General features: G+C 65.7%; 14 protein-coding genes and 1 other RNA gene. 1 reads left to right on the forward strand and 14 read right to left on the reverse strand.

What is annotated here, in order from left to right; translation table 11 throughout:
- Genes ftsW through mraZ form a run of 9 tightly spaced genes read right to left on the reverse strand, consistent with a single transcriptional unit; the run spans nucleotide 1 to nucleotide 10,183 of the window.
- Nucleotides 1–1,170 (reverse strand): putative lipid II flippase FtsW, encoded by a 1,170-nt coding sequence (gene ftsW / locus PZ895_RS01070; protein ID WP_275837178.1) that lies wholly within the window; start codon nucleotides 1,168–1,170, stop codon nucleotides 1–3.
- Complete coding sequence (gene murD, locus PZ895_RS01075; RefSeq protein ID WP_275837179.1) at nucleotides 1,167–2,570, reverse strand: UDP-N-acetylmuramoyl-L-alanine--D-glutamate ligase; 1,404 nt, start codon at nucleotides 2,568–2,570, stop codon at nucleotides 1,167–1,169. Before murD ends, ftsW begins: the two co-directional genes overlap by 4 nt.
- 4 nt (nucleotides 2,571–2,574) lie before the next feature.
- Complete coding sequence (gene mraY / locus PZ895_RS01080; protein WP_275837180.1) at nucleotides 2,575–3,657, reverse strand: phospho-N-acetylmuramoyl-pentapeptide-transferase; 1,083 nt, start codon at nucleotides 3,655–3,657, stop codon at nucleotides 2,575–2,577.
- A 24-nt stretch (nucleotides 3,658–3,681) separates the two neighbouring features.
- On the reverse strand, nucleotides 3,682–5,127 hold the full coding sequence (locus tag PZ895_RS01085; protein ID WP_275837181.1) for a UDP-N-acetylmuramoylalanyl-D-glutamyl-2,6-diaminopimelate--D-alanyl-D-alanine ligase: 1,446 nt from the start codon (nucleotides 5,125–5,127) through the stop codon (nucleotides 3,682–3,684).
- Nucleotides 5,124–6,575: a UDP-N-acetylmuramoyl-L-alanyl-D-glutamate--2,6-diaminopimelate ligase gene (locus PZ895_RS01090; RefSeq protein WP_275837182.1), complete on the reverse strand. Its 1,452-nt coding sequence runs from the start codon at nucleotides 6,573–6,575 to the stop codon at nucleotides 5,124–5,126. The genes PZ895_RS01085 and PZ895_RS01090 overlap by 4 nt, the downstream gene beginning before the upstream one ends.
- Before the next feature lie 48 nt (nucleotides 6,576–6,623).
- Nucleotides 6,624–8,348 (reverse strand): penicillin-binding protein 2, encoded by a 1,725-nt coding sequence (locus PZ895_RS01095; RefSeq protein ID WP_275837183.1) that lies wholly within the window; start codon nucleotides 8,346–8,348, stop codon nucleotides 6,624–6,626.
- Nucleotides 8,345–8,701 (reverse strand): hypothetical protein, encoded by a 357-nt coding sequence (locus PZ895_RS01100; RefSeq protein ID WP_275837184.1) that lies wholly within the window; start codon nucleotides 8,699–8,701, stop codon nucleotides 8,345–8,347. The genes PZ895_RS01095 and PZ895_RS01100 overlap by 4 nt, the downstream gene beginning before the upstream one ends.
- A gap of 1 nt (nucleotide 8,702) precedes the next feature.
- Nucleotides 8,703–9,722 carry a 16S rRNA (cytosine(1402)-N(4))-methyltransferase RsmH gene (rsmH, locus tag PZ895_RS01105; protein WP_345803512.1) on the reverse strand — a complete coding sequence of 340 codons (1,020 nt, stop codon included), beginning with the start codon at nucleotides 9,720–9,722 and terminating at the stop codon, nucleotides 8,703–8,705.
- The gene (mraZ, locus tag PZ895_RS01110; protein ID WP_345803513.1) at nucleotides 9,719–10,183 is read right to left on the reverse strand and encodes a division/cell wall cluster transcriptional repressor MraZ; all 465 of its coding nucleotides are present in this window, start codon (nucleotides 10,181–10,183) and stop codon (nucleotides 9,719–9,721) included. Before mraZ ends, rsmH begins: the two co-directional genes overlap by 4 nt.
- 389 nt (nucleotides 10,184–10,572) lie before the next feature.
- On the opposite strand from mraZ, the gene PZ895_RS01115 reads away from it, so the two are divergent.
- Nucleotides 10,573–11,688 (forward strand): cystathionine gamma-lyase, encoded by a 1,116-nt coding sequence (locus PZ895_RS01115; protein WP_275837185.1) that lies wholly within the window; start codon nucleotides 10,573–10,575, stop codon nucleotides 11,686–11,688.
- Between the two features lie 41 nt (nucleotides 11,689–11,729).
- Here PZ895_RS01115 and rnpB read toward each other — a convergent pair.
- The 5 genes from rnpB to PZ895_RS01140 all read right to left on the reverse strand — a co-directional run bounded on the left by rnpB (nucleotide 11,730) and on the right by PZ895_RS01140 (nucleotide 14,742).
- An RNA gene (gene rnpB / locus PZ895_RS01120) (RNase P RNA component class A) lies at nucleotides 11,730–12,126 on the reverse strand.
- Nucleotides 12,127–12,190: 64 nt separating this feature from the next.
- The gene (locus PZ895_RS01125) at nucleotides 12,191–12,799 is read right to left on the reverse strand and encodes a lytic transglycosylase domain-containing protein (RefSeq protein WP_275837186.1); all 609 of its coding nucleotides are present in this window, start codon (nucleotides 12,797–12,799) and stop codon (nucleotides 12,191–12,193) included.
- 149 nt (nucleotides 12,800–12,948) lie between these two features.
- A complete protein-coding gene (locus PZ895_RS01130) occupies nucleotides 12,949–13,719 on the reverse strand; it encodes an N-acetylmuramoyl-L-alanine amidase (RefSeq protein ID WP_275837187.1) in 771 nt (256 codons plus the stop codon).
- Complete coding sequence (locus PZ895_RS01135) at nucleotides 13,716–14,426, reverse strand: DnaJ family molecular chaperone (RefSeq protein ID WP_275837188.1); 711 nt, start codon at nucleotides 14,424–14,426, stop codon at nucleotides 13,716–13,718. The genes PZ895_RS01130 and PZ895_RS01135 overlap by 4 nt, the downstream gene beginning before the upstream one ends.
- Before the next feature lie 127 nt (nucleotides 14,427–14,553).
- Complete coding sequence (locus PZ895_RS01140) at nucleotides 14,554–14,742, reverse strand: hypothetical protein (RefSeq protein WP_275837189.1); 189 nt, start codon at nucleotides 14,740–14,742, stop codon at nucleotides 14,554–14,556.
- Nucleotides 14,743–14,771 lie beyond the last annotated feature (29 nt).

Raw genomic sequence — 14,771 nt, forward strand, 5'->3', positions numbered from 1 at the left:
TCATTCCGCCGCCGGCAGGGGTTCGGTCATCGGCTGGGCGCCGAAGCCGCGGCCGGAAAGAACGCTGCGCCGCTGAGGCTTCTTGCGCGACAGCGCGAGCACCATGCCCATCGAGATCGCCATCGCGACGAGCGACGAGCCGCCATAGGAGATGAAAGGCAGCGTCATGCCCTTGGCGGGAAGAAGCTGGAGGTTCACGCCCATATTGATGATCGACTGGAAGCCGAAGAGGATGACGAGGCCGCTGATCGCGAAGCGGGAGAAATCGTCGCTCTCGCGGCTTGCCGCCGCGATGCCGCGCAAGACGACGAAGGCGAAGAGGCCGGCGATGATCAGGCAAAGGATGAGACCGAATTCCTCGGCCGCGACCGCGAAGACGAAATCCGTGTGGCTGTCCGGCAGGATGCGCTTGACCGAGCCTTCGCCCGGCCCCTGCCCGAGCCAACCGCCGCGCACCATCGCCTCGTGGCCCATATCGGTCTGGTAGTTGTCGCCCTCGCCGGTGAAGAACCGGTCGATGCGGCCCTGGACGTGATCGAAGGAGAAATAGGCGCCGGACGCGAATGCGACCGCGATGCCGCCGAGGACGACGATCCACAGCCACGGCAGCCCGGCCATGAAGAACATCACGCCCCAGGTCGCGACGACCAGGATCGACTGGCCGAGATCGGGCTGGGCGACGAGAAGCGCCAGCACGACGCCCAGCAGCATCATGGAGAAGAGATTGCCGGGGACGGCATTCGACCGCGCCCGTTCGGCAAAGAGCCAGGCGCAGATCACCACGAAAGCGGGCTTCATGTATTCCGATGGCTGGATCGAGATGCCGGCCAGATGAAGCCAGCGCCGCGAGCCCTTGATCTCGGCCCCGACGAAAAGCACCGCGACCATCATGACGAGCGAACCGACGAGCATGACGAGCGCGAGACGCCGCACGAGCCGCGCATCGAGGAAGGAAACCAGCAGCATCACGACGAGCGCCGGCACCATGAAGATGATCTGGCGGGTGACGAAGTGGAAGCTGTCGAGGCCGATGCGCTCGGCGACGGCCGGGCTTGCGGCGAAGGAGAGCACGACGCCAAGCAGCATCAGTGCCATGAACGCCGCCAGGAACCAGCGGTCGATGGTCCACCACCACTGCGCGACAGGACTGCGGTCGACGCGACTGATCATTGGGAAGTCCCTCCGAAAGAAACGAGCCCGTCGAGCGCATGGACCGCGCTGCGGAAGGCTTCGCCACGAACCTCGAAATTCTTGAACTGATCGAAACTGGCGCAGGCCGGCGAAAGCAGCACGACCGGTTCGCTCGAGGCGTCACCAGCAGCATCGCGCGCGGCGTGCGCGACGGCCGCGTCCAGCGTGCCGGCGATTTCGAACGGTGCCGCCTCGCCAAGAGTGGCGGCGAAGGCGGGTGCGGCCTCGCCGATCAGATAGGCACGCGCGATGCGCGGGAAGAAGGCACGCAGCGGCTCGATGCCGCCTTCCTTGGGCAGGCCGCCGGCTATCCAGTAGATGCGCCCGAAGCTCGACAGCGCGGGCGCGGCGGCTTCCGCATTGGTCGCCTTGGAATCGTTGACGAAGAGGACGCCCCGGCGCGTGCCGATGATTTCCATCCGATGTGCAAGACCCGGAAAGGTCGAAAGGCCGGCCTGGATTTCCGCACGCGTCAGCCCAAGCGCGTCACACGCGGCAATTGCGGCGAGCGCATTTTGGGCATTGTGCTGGCCGCGCAGCGTGCCGATGCCTTCGAGCGAGGCGACCGTCTCGCGCCTGCCGCCGGACGCGCGGACGAGATCGGTGCCGGCGGCGAAATAGCCATCCGTCAGTTCAAGCCGCTTGGAGATGCGGATGACGATATGGCCCGCCGCTTCGAGCCGCGCTGCGATCTGCTCGCAGTGAACGTCGTCGACGCCGACGATTGCGGTATTGCTGCCGGCGACGAGGCGTTCCTTGATCGCCGCGTAGTGCTGCATCGTGCCGTGGCGGTCGAGATGGTCTGGCGTCAGATTGAGGAGGATGCCGACGGTCGGATCGAGCGACGGCGCGAGGTCGATCTGATAGGAGGAACACTCGACGACATAGTGGCGCTCGGGCGTGATCGACTCCAGCGTCATCACCGCCTTGCCGATATTGCCGCCCATCTGCGTGTCGCGGCCCGCATGGGAAAGGATGTGGGCGATGAGCGCCGTCGTCGTCGACTTGCCGTTGGTGCCGGTGATGGCGACGAGCGGCGCTGCTGGCGCGCTGCGCCGGCGCTCGCGCGCGAAGAGTTCGATATCGCCGATGATCTCGACGCCGCTGCCGCGCGCCAGGTCGACCGTCCAGTGGGGCTTGGGATGCGTGAGCGGCACGCCGGGCGCCAGCACGAAGCTGGCGAAGCCGTTCCAGTCTGCCTGGCGCAGGTCTCCGACGGGAACGCCTGCCGCTTGAGCGGTCTCGACGCTCTGCGGATTGTCGTCGAAGGCCATGACGTCGGCACCGCCCTCGACCAGCGCGCGAGCGGTGGCGACACCGGAGCCGCCGAGCCCGAAAAGCGCGACCTTGCGATTGGCGAAGGAGGCGGCCGCGATCATGACGTCACCGCAGCTTCAAAGACGAAAGGCCGACAAGGGCGAGGATGACAGCGATGATCCAGAACCGGATCACGACCTGGCTCTCCGTCCAGCCGAGCTTTTCGAAGTGGTGATGGATGGGCGCCATCAGGAACACGCGCTTGCCGGTCATCTTGAACCAGCCGACCTGGATGATGACGGACAGCGCCTCCATGACGAAGAGCCCGCCGATGATGGCAAGCACGATCTCGTGCTTGGTGGCGACCGCGACCGTGCCGATGAGACCGCCCAGCGCGAGCGAGCCAGTGTCTCCCATGAAGATGGCGGCGGGCGGCGCGTTGAACCAGAGGAAGCCGAGCCCCGCCCCGATCACGGCGCCGAGAATGACGGCAAGCTCGCCCGTGCCGACCACGAAATGGATTTGCAGATACTCGGCGAAGACGGCATTGCCCGACAGATAGGCGATGACGCCGAACGCGCCGGCCGCCACCATCACCGGGACGATGGCAAGGCCGTCGAGGCCGTCGGTCAGGTTCACGGCATTGCCCGCGCCGACGATGACGAAGGCGGCGAAGGGGACGAAGAACCAGCCCAGGTTGAGCAGGAAGTCCTTCACGAACGGAAAGGTCAGCGAGGAGGAGAACGGCGCCTCGCCGGCATTCATGATGACGAAGGCCGCAGTCCCGGCAATCAGGAATTCGACGGCAAGGCGCGCCTTGCCGGAAAAGCCCATATGCGACTGCTTGGTGACCTTGAGATAGTCGTCGTAGAAGCCGATGGCACCGAAGCCGAGCGTGACGAGCAGCACCGTCCAGACATAGATGCTGGTCAGGTTTGCCCATAGCAGCGAGGCGCCGATGATGCCCGTCAGCATCATCAGCCCGCCCATCGTCGGCGTTCCGGCCTTCTTGAAATGGGTCTGCGGTCCATCGGCGCGGATCGGCTGGCCGCGCCCCTGCCGGATGCGCAGCGAATCGATGATCATCGGCCCGAAGATGAAGACGATCAGCGCCGAAGTGATCAGCGCGCCGCCGGTGCGGAAGGTGATGTAGCGGAAGACGTTGAAGGCCGAAACCTGGTCCGCCAGCGCTACGAGAAGCAATAGCATTGTTGTTCTTGTCTCCGCCTGGCCTCAGGCCGTGTTTACTTCGTCCGCAACAAGGGTCTGCGCTGCGGGAAACGTATCGCGCAAGGCTGTCACGAGCCTTGATGAGCCGATGCTCTTCGACGACTTGATCATGACGACGTCGCCGGCGCGCACCATGCCCAGAAGCACCGGCTGGAGGTCGGCAACGCTATCGCGGTGCTCGACGCGCAAACTGTCGGGCAGCGCTTCGGCGAGCGCCTTCATCTCGGGGCCCGCAAGAAGCACGACGCCTGTTGCCTGCGGATCGATCGCCTCGGCGAGTTCCGCATGGAGTTTTCTGGAATGTTCGCCCAGTTCCAGCATGTCGCCAAGGACCGCGATCCGCCGGCCATGGCCGTTGATCGGCGCGGCCTGCAACACGTCCATCGCGGCGCGCACCGATGCCGGATTGGCGTTGTAGCTCTCGTCGATCAGGAGGAATTCGCCCTGGCGGTGGCGCAGGCGGTGGCGTGCGCCGCGCCCCTCCTCCGCCGAAAGGTCGGCCAGCGCATGAGCGACCTTCGCCATGTCCGCGCCCGCGAGATAGGAGGCGGCGAGAACGGCGATGGCGTTCTGCACCATATGTCGGCCCGGCGCCCCGATCTTGGCGACGAGTTCCTCGCCCGCCATCTTGGCGGTGAAGGTCGAGCCTTCCGGCATAAGCTTGGTCTTGACCAGCTTGAAGGTCGCGCGCGAATGCTCCCCGAAGCCCCAGACATTCTCGACGCCGGCTGCGCGCGCAGCCTTTTCGAGCTGCTTGAAGCGGGTATCGTCGCGATTGATCAGCGCGTGTCCGCCCGGCTCGACGCCTTCGAAAATCTCGGCCTTCGCCGTCGCGATCTCTTCCAGATTGCGGAAATGGCCGAGATGCGCAGCGGCGATCATGGTGACGATGGCGATGTGCGGGCGCACCAGCTTGACCAAGGGACGGATCTCGTCCGGGTGGTTCATGCCGATCTCGAACACGGCATAATCGGTCTCCGCCGGCATCCGCGCAAGCGTCAGCGGCACGCCCCAGTGATTGTTGAACGACTTGTCGGAGGCGTGGACGCTGCCGACCGACGACAGCGCCTTGCGCAGTGCTTCCTTGGTGCTCGTCTTGCCGGCCGAGCCGGTGACGGCGATGATCTTGCCCTTGGCGCGCGCGCGCGCGGCGATGCCCGCCTTCGACAGGGCTTCGAGCACGTCCGGGACGACGATCATCGGACCGTGCAGGCGGCCGAGGGCCGGCAGCTTCCCCTCGGAAACGACCAGCAGGCCGGCGCCGGCCTTGATCGCGGCGGTGGCAAAGTCATGCCCGTCGAACTGGTCGCCCTTGATGGCGAAGAAGGCGTCGCCTGGCTTCAATGTCCGGCTGTCGATGGAAATGCCGGTGATGCCTTCCGGCATCGTGCCGACGGGACGGCCAGCCATGGCAGCGACGAGATCGGCGGTGGTCCAAAGCAGGCTCATGCTGCGCGCTCCCTCAGCGCCGCCCGCACCTCGTCATGATCGGAGAAGGGCAAAGTGACGTCGCCGACCGTCTGCCCTTCCTCATGTCCCTTGCCTGCGACGATCAGCGTGTCGCCCTGGCCGAGTTGCGCCACCGCCTGGCGGATCGCCTCGCGGCGATCGCCGATCTCGGTGGCGCCGGGCGCGGCTTCCAGGATCGCGGCGCGGATGGATGCCGGTTCCTCGGAGCGCGGATTGTCGTCGGTGACGATCACGAGATCGGCGAGACGGGCGGCGATTTCGCCCATGATCGGCCGCTTGCCCCTGTCGCGGTCGCCGCCGCATCCGAACACCACGATCACTCGGCCCGTGGTGAAGGGCCGGACGGCGGACAGGACGTTTTCGAGCGCTTCGGGCTTGTGCGCGTAGTCGACATAGACCGGCGCGCCGGCCCTGGTCGTGCCGACGAGTTCGAGCCGGCCGGACGCGCCCTCGAGCTTGCGCAGCGCCGCCATCGCGGTTGAAGCCGGTGTGCCGGTCGCCATGCACAGACCGGCCGCGACGAGCGCGTTCGAGACCTGGAACTCGCCGGCGAGCGGCAGGTCGACCTCGTAGATCGTGCCGGCATGGCAGATCTCGGTGCGCTGGCGGTGGCGGCCGTGCTCGACCCGCTTCAGTTCGAGGAAATTGCCGGCGCGGCCGACGGTCAGGACGTCGAGCCCCGCAGTGTTGCTGGCATCGATCGCGCGCGCCGACCACGGATCGTCCGCGAAGATCACGGCCGGCGCGGATTCCGCCATCAGCGTATCGAAGAGGCGCATCTTGGCGTCGAAATATTCGTCCAGCGTCGCATGGTAGTCCATGTGATCGCGGCCCAGATTGGTGAAGCCGGCGGCCGCGAGGCTGACGCCGTCGAGGCGGCGCTGGTCGAGACCGTGGCTCGACGCCTCCATCGCCGCATGGGTGACGCCTTCGCCGGCGAGTTTCTTCAGAAGCTGGTGCAGCGCGACGGGATCGGGGGTCGTCAGCGACCCGTATTCGGTGAAGTTCGGCGAGATGACGCCCGTCGTGCCGATACTGGCGGCGGCAAAGCCCTCATGCGCCCAGATCTGGCGCGCGAAGCTGGCGACCGACGTCTTGCCGGCCGTTCCGGTGACGGCGACCATGGTCTGGGGCTGCGCGCCGTAGAAGGCGGCGAGGGCGAGTGAGAGGCTGCGGCGCGGATCGGCGGTTTCGATCAGTGGCACGCCGGCGGGAATTTCGGTGCCGGGCATGGCGAGAACGGCAACCGCTCCCCGCGCAACCGCGTCGGACACGAACTTCGCGCCGCTCGTCTTCGCGCCGTCGAAGGCGGCGAATACGTAGCCGGGCTCGACCTTGCGCGAATCGAGCGCAAAGCCCGCCACTTCGATCGCGCCGGCTTCCGGCGGAACGATGGCTTGGGCGGTGGCGAGGTCGGCGAGTTTCATTCGTTTCCAGTCGGATGGCTGCCGGCGGTCGTGCGTCGCTGGCGGGAATCACTGATAGGCGGCGAGCAGAGCCCCACTTTCATGGCTGAAATCTGGCTTGACGCCAAGAAGCGAGGCCGAGCGACGCACAATGTTACCAGCCATCGGGGCAGCGTTGAGACCGGCCGTCGCACCGAGGCCGGGTTGTTCGGGTTTGGGTTCGTCGATGATGGTCAAGACGATGTATTCGGGATCGTTGAGCGGGAAGCCGGCGAGGAAAGCATTGAAGCGGATGCCGCTGACATAACGCCCGTTGACGACCTTTTCGGCCGTTCCGGTCTTGCCGCCGACGAAGTAGCCGGGCACGTCCGCCCGGCGGCCCGAACCGCTTTCGGTGTTGTAGCGGAAGAGATAGCGCATCGCATCGCTGGTCGACGGATTGAGCACCTGAAGCGCCGACCCCATCGCCTGTTCCTCGGTGCGCGGCAGGAAGGTCGGATTGATCAGCCGCCCCCCGTTCAGCACCGCCGCCGTGGCCACCGCCGTCTGCAACGGCGTCGTCGCCACGCCATGTCCGAAGGAGATCGTGATCGAGTTGATCTTCCTCCACGTCGCCGGCTCGGTGGGGCGGGCGACTTCCGGCAGTTCCGTGGTCATGCGGTCGAGGAGGCCGAGCCGTTTCAGATAGTTCCGGTGTCCCTCGATGCCGAGGACGTCCGCCATGCGGGCGGTGCCGATGTTCGACGAATATATGAAGACTTCCGGCACCGTCAGCACACGGCCCTTGCCGCGAAAGTCGCGGATCGTGTGGCCGCCGATGCGGATTGGCGCCGTCGCGTCGAAGCGGTCCGACATCTTCACGAGGCCCGAATCGAGCGCCATCGCGGTGGTGAAGCCCTTGAAGGTGGAGCCCATTTCGAAGACGCCCGCCGACATGCGGTTGAGCCTGTCCTTTTCGAGCGCATTGAATGGATTGTTGGGGTCGTAGTCCGGCAGCGACGCCATGGCGACCACTTCGCCGGTCTTGGCGTTGAGCACGACGGCGCCGGCGGCAATGGCCTGGTATCTCTCCATCGCCTGCGTCAGTTCGTCATGGACGATATGCTGGACGCGCAGGTCGATCGAGAGCTTGACCGGAGCCAGGTCGCCGGCAATCGCCAGACCGCTCGCCTGAAGATCGGCAAGGCCCTGGTCGTCGATGTATTTTTCCATGCCCGCCGTGCCGCGATTGTCGACATTGACGAGGCCGAGAATATGGGAAGCGGTTGCACCGCCCGGATAGAAGCGTTTCTTTTCGGTGCGGAAGCCGACGCCGGGAATGCCGAGCGCCATGATGTCGGCCTGCTGGCGCGGCGACAATTGCCGGCGCAGCCAGACGAAGCCGGCGTCCGTGGAGAGGCGCTGATAGGTGCGGTTGTAGTCGAGATCCGGCAGCACCGTGCGCAATTTCTCGATCGCCTCGTTGGGGTCGACGATGCGGCGCGGCTCGGCGAAGAGCGAGGCGGATTTGATGTCGGTCGCCAGCACCAGTCCGTTGCGGTCGACGATGTCGGGCCGGTTGGCCGTGACGCGCGAGGGGGGCGGGCCGCCGGCCGGCAATTCCTCGATGCCCAGATAGACGATCCGCCCGCCGATGACCGCATAGACGCCCATGAAGAGCGCGAAGGTGATGGCCATGCGCGAGCGGGTCGAGCCGCCCGAACGCTTGCGCGCGCCGTCGACCACGATGGCCGCCTCGTCCGTGCGCCGTGTCGAGCGCTTGAGGAGCGAGGTGATCCGGCTGACGATCCTCATTGAATGATGCTCCCGGTGGCGATTTCGTCGATCAGCCCATCGCCGGCGATCAAGTCCTCGATCGCGAGCGGACGGCGGGGCAGTTCGGAAATGGTGGCGAATTGATAGGGCTGGACCGGATAAAGCTGGAGCTCCTCCGTGAAGGTTTCCTTCAGCCGTTGCAGCCGCGAAGGCTGGTTGAGCAGGCTCCAGTCGGCGTTCAGCACGTCGATGGAGTCCTTCTCGAAGGCGATCTGGTTTTGCAGGCGTCGCACTTCGGCAAGCTGGTTTTCCGCGTCGTGCTTGGTCTTGTAGGTAAAGGCGGCTGCCGAAACCATGACCATGATGAGAACGATGTCGGTTGTGCGGAACATGTCAGTTCGTCTCCTCGGCGTCGCCGATGGCGGGCAGTTTGGGCAATCCGAAAATCGAGAAATCGGCGGCGCGCGGCACCGTGTCGGTGCGCGTCGCGGCGCGAAGTCTGGCCGAACGGGCGCGCGGATTGGCCTCGGCCTCCGCCTCGCTGGTGGCGACGGCCTTGCCGGCATCGGTGAAGGTCGGGGCGATGAAATGCGCTTCCGGCAGATGCCGCGAGCCCGATGCCCTGCCCGCGCGGTCGGCGATGAAACGCTTGACGATGCGGTCTTCCAGCGAATGGAAGGTGACGACGACGAGCCGTCCGCCCGGTTTCAGCACCCGTTCGGCGGCGAAGAGCGCGCGGGCGAGTTCGCCGAGTTCGTCATTGACGTGGATGCGCAGCGCCTGGAAGACGCGCGTCGCCGGATGGATCTTGTCCTTCGGCCCGCGCCCGACCAGCGTCTGGATGGCATCTGCGAGTTCGGCGGTACGCGAGAAGGGCCGGCGCGCGCGCTTGTCCTCGATCATGCGGGCGATGCGCCCGGCCTGGCGCTCCTCGCCGAGGAAGCCGAAGACGCGGGCGAGATCGCCGAGCTTGTAGGTGTTGACGACGTCGGCCGCGCTCGCGCCCTTGCCCGACATGCGCATGTCGAGCGGCCCGTCATGGCGGAAGGAAAAGCCGCGCTCGGCCTCGTCGATCTGCATGGAGGAGACGCCGATGTCGAGCACGACGCCGTCGACGGTTCCCTCGGCATATTCGTCGAGCCGCGAAAACGGTCCTTCGACGAGCCTCAGGCGGCCGGAAAATTCGGTCACCATCGCGCGGCCGGCCGCGATCGCGGTCGGGTCGCGGTCGATGGCGACGACGCTGGCGCCTGTTTCGAGGATCGCGCGCGTGTAGCCGCCCGCGCCGAACGTGCCGTCGACGATCGTGTGGCCGGCCTTGGGCCGGAGGGCGTCGAGCACCTCGGCCAGGAGGACCGGAATGTGACGGACCGGTCCGCCACCGGCACCCTCGTCGCCGGGGCCCGCCATCATTCCGATTCTCCGCGCCGGTTGGCTGCTGCGGCCTGCCTGAGCCTCAGGAGACGCGCCCGCACGGCTTCGCCATGTGCCTTCAGCCGCGACGGCTCCCACATCTGGAAAAACGTGCCTCGGCCGACAAAGGCCACCTCCGCCTCGATGCCGGTATGTTCGCGCAGGAAATCCGTGACCGTGATCCGCCCGTCCTGGTCGAGCTTCAGGAACGCGCCATCGCCATGGCAGAAGAAGGACATGTCGTCCGCCGTCTGCAAAAACGGATCCTCCAGCGCGATCCGTTCCTCGTAGCGGTCGAGAAGGTCGAGGCCGCCCACATCCAGCGCCGGCACGTCGAGTGCCCGCAAGGCATAGAGATCGCCATAGCCGCGCTTTTGCACGACCGCCCGGAAATGCGCCGGAACCGACACCCGGCCCTTCGAATCGATGCGGTTGATCGCGCTGGAAAGAAAGCGGTCCATCAGCCGGCTCGCCGAAAAGCGGCGCGCTCATATCGCGCTCGATGGCCCAAATTCTTTTCTCCCCTGCCGTCCCCTGCAAGCCGTCGAATTTCCAGAAGAGCGCGCGCGCCCGAGCGAATGCCGCGGACCTTGAGGACGCTCGAACAGGAACTGGAACGACGACTGAACCGGGCTCTAGGGCTATCATGGGCGAATATGGGCGTCAACGGGATCGATTGGTCTAGAGGATCACGAAACGCAATCCCCGAGAGGCTTCTCGCCATCCTCGTTTATGCTCCATTAAGCCTAATGAACCGTTTACCCCGAAGGGTCGGCTGCCATTGCGGTCTTGCGGAAAAAAGTGGCGCAGCATAGCGTCCGCCCCTCGCTCAGAAGCCAGGGTTTCCGAAATGACCGACGACGTTTCCAACCGCGCAGCCGCGCTCTCGCATCTTCGCCGCGGCAAGCTTCAAAAGGGCGATCCGGTCGCGCTGCCGCTGACGATGGCGTCTATGTTTCATCTGCCCGGCGCGCCGGCGGGGTTCGCGCAGTACGGGCGCTTTTCCAACGACACCTGGGAAGCCGTCGAGGAGTTACTCGGCCATCTGGAGGGTGCGCCGGCGCTCGGCTTTCCCTCCGGCATGGCGGCGATTGCGGCAGCCTTTTTCGCGACACTCGAGGCGGGTGACAAGATCCTGTTGCCGTCCGATGGCTACTACACGACGCGCGTGCTGACCGAACGCTTTTTGACCCGCCTCGGCGTGACCTACGAGACGCGACCGACGGCGACCTTCCTCGATGGCGGGTTCGATGGATTCAAGCTGGTCTTCCTCGAAACCCCGGCCAATCCGGGCCTCGACCTTTGCGACATCAAGGCGGTGGCGGATGCCGCCCATGCGTCCGGCGCGATCGTCGTCGCCGACAACACCACCATGACGCCGCTCGGCCAGCGCCCGCTGGACCTCGGCGTCGATATCGTCGTCGCCTCCGACACCAAGGCGCCGAACGGGCACTCGGACGCGCTGTTCGGCCATGTCGCCAGCCGCGATGGTGAGATCATGCAGGCCGTTTCGGACTGGCGGAAACTCGCCGGCGGCATACCAGGTCCTTTCGAAGCCTGGCAGGTCCACCGCGGCCTGGAGACGCTGGACGTGCGCTTTGAGCGCATGTGCGACACGGCCGAGTTCCTCGCGGAAAAGCTGCGGGGGCGCGATGATGTGAAAGCCCTGCGCTACCCGGGTCTTAGCGGCGACCCATCGCACAATCTCGCCCGCGCCCAGATGCTGCGCTTCGGCTTCCTGATCGGACTGACGCTCGAAAGCGAGGCCAAGGCGGAAGCCTTCATCGACGGCTGCGCCCTCCTCCAGCCCGCGACCTCGTTTGGCGGCGTCCATTCCTCGGCCGAACGACGCGCGCGATGGGGCGATGCGGTCGATCCGGGCTTCATCCGCCTGTCGGTCGGCTGCGAGCCGGCGGGCGAACTCTGGCGCGCGATCGAAGCCTCGCTTGATGCGGCCAGACGCTGATTCGGTTTTGAAGCAAGCACCCAAAAGCTTTTGATAAGAAAAGCGTCAGTCGGCCTGTAAGCCGGGTTCTGTATGGCCCCGGCGCCCGAAGGCGCCGGAACGTGGCGGCCATTCTTCTGGGACGCGTCTTGCGACGCGCCTCAAGCAACCAACCCGGACGGCCGGGCCGGAAATGCCCTGAGGGTTGCCCCTCGCGCCGTCCCTATTCGGTTTTGCTCCCGGTGGGGTTTGCCGTGCCACTCCCGTTGCCGGCAGCGCGGTGGGCTCTTACCCCACCCTTTCACCCTTGCCGAACCCCGAAGGGCGCGGCGGTCTGCTCTCTGTTGCACTTTCCCTGGGGTCGCCCCCGCCGGCAGTTAGCCGGCACCGTTCTTCCGTGGAGCCCGGACTTTCCTCCCCGCAAGGCAAGCCTCGCGAAGCGGCCGCCCGGCCGACTGACCGGGCGTATAAAGGATGGCGGCGCTGAAAATTCAACCGAATTCGGCGCCACTCCTTTGGTTCCTCAGGCGCCCGCCATGATCCGCTGCACCTTGGCGCAATAGTTCGCCGAGATCGGGTTCATGCGCTTGGCGCCGTGGCCGGCATTGTATTTGAGGATCGTGCCGCAGGTCGTGCCGTCGCCGACGGCCTGCGCCTTGGCGAGATATTTCATGCCGAAGCGGATATTGGTTTCCGGGTCGTAGAGCCCCTTCGCGCTGCCCGAATAGCCCATCATGCGCGCCGTCGCCGGCTTGATCTGCATCAGGCCGATTTCGCCCGCGCGGCCGGTGACGTTCGGCCGGTAGTTGCTCTCGACGCGGATGACCGCATGGGCAAGCGCCGGCGGGACGCCGTGCTCGGACGCGTATTTGGCGACGATGTTGGCGAATTTGGCATCGGTGATCGCCGCCGCCTTGGCTTCGCCGGCCTCGGTTGCGGCGATCGAAGCGGTCGTCTGCGGGTCTACGCCCGGCAGGCCGTTGTCTCCGGTTTCATCGGGCTTGGCGAGACCGGCATGGGCCTTCATGGCGTGTAGGTCGGTTTCGGCAAGCGAATAATTGGCAAAGGAGGTCACTCCGGCGGCAAGAGCCGCCGCCGCAAAGGTCAGCTTCGTCATGAGTTCCTGTGTCATGTGGGCGTCGTGATCGATACACGACTGGGTGGTCGGGTTGGGGCTGGCGAGCGCTGCCCCGGCGTCTGCATGGACGGGGAATTGGGGGCCGAACCCGCCGCAAAGATGGCCCGGCGAATCACAAAGAGTTTCGCGGCGTTACGTGAGGTTCAGCGTGTGGCGAGCCCCGCCGGCAGTGCGGAGAGCAGCCGGTGCAGCGTTTCGATGGTCGAGCGGTCGGCGACACCGTCGACGCGGCTCTGCCTGAAATGGCGCTGAAATGCCTCGACCACGCGCCGCGTCTGGTCGTCGAAGACCGCGTTGATCTCGACGTCATATCCATAGAGCGCCAGCATCGACTGCAACGCCTCGACCGGCTCTCCCCTGTCGCCGGCGGCCAGGAACCTGCCGCCCTGGACGGGCGTCGGCGCGACGAAATGACCGACCCCGGCAGCGGCCAGCACCGCCCACGGAAAGCGCTCGCCCGGATCGACCTTGCGGCCCGGCGCGACATCGGAATGGGCCAGAACGCGCTCGGGCGCGATGTCGTTGCGCGCGAGGATGTCCCTGGACAAGGCGATGACGGCGTCGATTTGCGCATCGGGAAAGGCCGGCAATCCGCCATCATGGCCTGGATTGACGATCTCGATGCCGATCGAACAGGAATTCATGTCGCGGCAGCCACGCCAGAAGGACTGGCCCGCGTGCCAGGCACGATCGGTCTCGCGCACCATCTGCACCACGCGCCCATCCTCATGGACGATGTAGTGCGAGGAAACCGAACTCGCCGTGTCGCACAGCCAGGCTTCCGCGCTCTCGCCGCTCGGCATCCCGGTGTAGTGGAGGATCAGGCTGTCGACCGCCACGCCGTCTCGGCGCGGGCCGAAATTGGGGGAAACGCGCGGTTCGGCCGAAGCATAGTCGACGACGAAACCCGTCATGCGTGCATCCGCTGGCGCTCGATCATCTCGAACGCGGCATTGATGGCGGCAAGCCGGGTGGTTGCGATCGCGACGAACTCTTCGGGCACCCCGCGGGCGATCAACCGGTCGGGATGGTTTTCGGCGACGAGTTTTCGATAGGCGCGCCTGACCTCGTCGAAGGGAAGATCGGCCGGGATTCCGAGCACGAGATAGGGATCGCTGTCGCCGCCGAATGTGTGCCGGGCCAGGATGCGCTCGAAATGCCCACTGTCGATCTCGAAGATTTCGGCCACGTCGCCGAGGAAGGCGAGTTCCCGCTCGTGGATGTAGCCGTCGGCCTTGGCGATGTGGAACAATCCGTCGAGAATGTCTTCCAGCATGGCGCAGTTCCGTTGACCGGAACCGCACAGCGCGGCCATCTGGCGCGCATAGGCGTCGAATCCGGCGACGTCCTGCTTGGCGAGGTCATAGAGCCGCGCGACATTGCGCGCTTCCTCATCCGGGATCTCGAATATTTCCTGGAACGCATTGACTTCGCGCGCACTGACGATTCCGTCCGCCTTGGCCATCTTGGCCGAAAGCGCGATCATGGCGATCGAAAATGCCACGCGGCGGCGAAGTTCTGGATCGGTCGCGAAGATGGAACGGATGGTGTCGGCAAGCGAGAACAGCGCGTTTGACGACACGCGCGAAACGAAATCTCCGAGGCGGAACCAGATCGACATCGATTCCAGTCTTACGAAGATTGTCACGGCTTGGCGACCCCGGATCGCGTCGGGGCACGCGTCCGATGCGCGCATGAAAAAGGGCCGGCAAAAGCCGACCCTTTGGGATAGTTCCGATGAAGGCTGCTTATTCAGCCGGAGCCGGAGCCATGCCGTCCGTAGCGGGCGGTGTGGTTGTGTCGGCCGGAGCCGCTGCCGGATCCTCGTTCATGACCGGTGCGCCAGTGTCAACGGCCGCCGGATCCTCGGCGTCGGTGCAGGCAGCAAGACCCATCAGGGCCAGACCGGAAACGGAAGCAAGAATGATCTTCTTCATTTGGATTTCTCCTTCTCTCATTGGCGCCC

The organism is Mesorhizobium sp. YIM 152430 (assembly GCF_029210365.1).
Lineage (GTDB): Bacteria > Pseudomonadota > Alphaproteobacteria > Rhizobiales > Rhizobiaceae > Aliihoeflea.

Bases quoted from the DNA above. Each gene is read 5' to 3' on its own strand.
- PZ895_RS01125 (WP_275837186.1), bottom strand. From the start codon at position 12,799: ATGACACAGGAACTCATGACGAAGCTGACCTTTGCGGCGGCGGCTCTT.
- PZ895_RS01115 (WP_275837185.1), top strand. From the start codon at position 10,573: ATGACCGACGACGTTTCCAACCGCGCAGCCGCGCTCTCGCATCTTCGC.
- mraY (WP_275837180.1), bottom strand. From the start codon at position 3,657: ATGCTATTGCTTCTCGTAGCGCTGGCGGACCAGGTTTCGGCCTTCAAC.
- PZ895_RS01100 (WP_275837184.1), bottom strand. From the start codon at position 8,701: ATGTTCCGCACAACCGACATCGTTCTCATCATGGTCATGGTTTCGGCA.
- ftsW (WP_275837178.1), bottom strand. From the start codon at position 1,170: ATGATCAGTCGCGTCGACCGCAGTCCTGTCGCGCAGTGGTGGTGGACC.
- rsmH (WP_345803512.1), bottom strand. From the start codon at position 9,722: ATGATGGCGGGCCCCGGCGACGAGGGTGCCGGTGGCGGACCGGTCCGT.
- PZ895_RS01130 (WP_275837187.1), bottom strand. From the start codon at position 13,719: ATGACGGGTTTCGTCGTCGACTATGCTTCGGCCGAACCGCGCGTTTCC.
- PZ895_RS01095 (WP_275837183.1), bottom strand. From the start codon at position 8,348: ATGAGGATCGTCAGCCGGATCACCTCGCTCCTCAAGCGCTCGACACGG.
- murD (WP_275837179.1), bottom strand. From the start codon at position 2,570: ATGATCGCGGCCGCCTCCTTCGCCAATCGCAAGGTCGCGCTTTTCGGG.
- PZ895_RS01140 (WP_275837189.1), bottom strand. From the start codon at position 14,742: ATGAAGAAGATCATTCTTGCTTCCGTTTCCGGTCTGGCCCTGATGGGT.
- mraZ (WP_345803513.1), bottom strand. From the start codon at position 10,183: ATGGACCGCTTTCTTTCCAGCGCGATCAACCGCATCGATTCGAAGGGC.
- PZ895_RS01135 (WP_275837188.1), bottom strand. From the start codon at position 14,426: ATGTCGATCTGGTTCCGCCTCGGAGATTTCGTTTCGCGCGTGTCGTCA.
- PZ895_RS01085 (WP_275837181.1), bottom strand. From the start codon at position 5,127: ATGAGCCTGCTTTGGACCACCGCCGATCTCGTCGCTGCCATGGCTGGC.
- PZ895_RS01090 (WP_275837182.1), bottom strand. From the start codon at position 6,575: ATGAAACTCGCCGACCTCGCCACCGCCCAAGCCATCGTTCCGCCGGAA.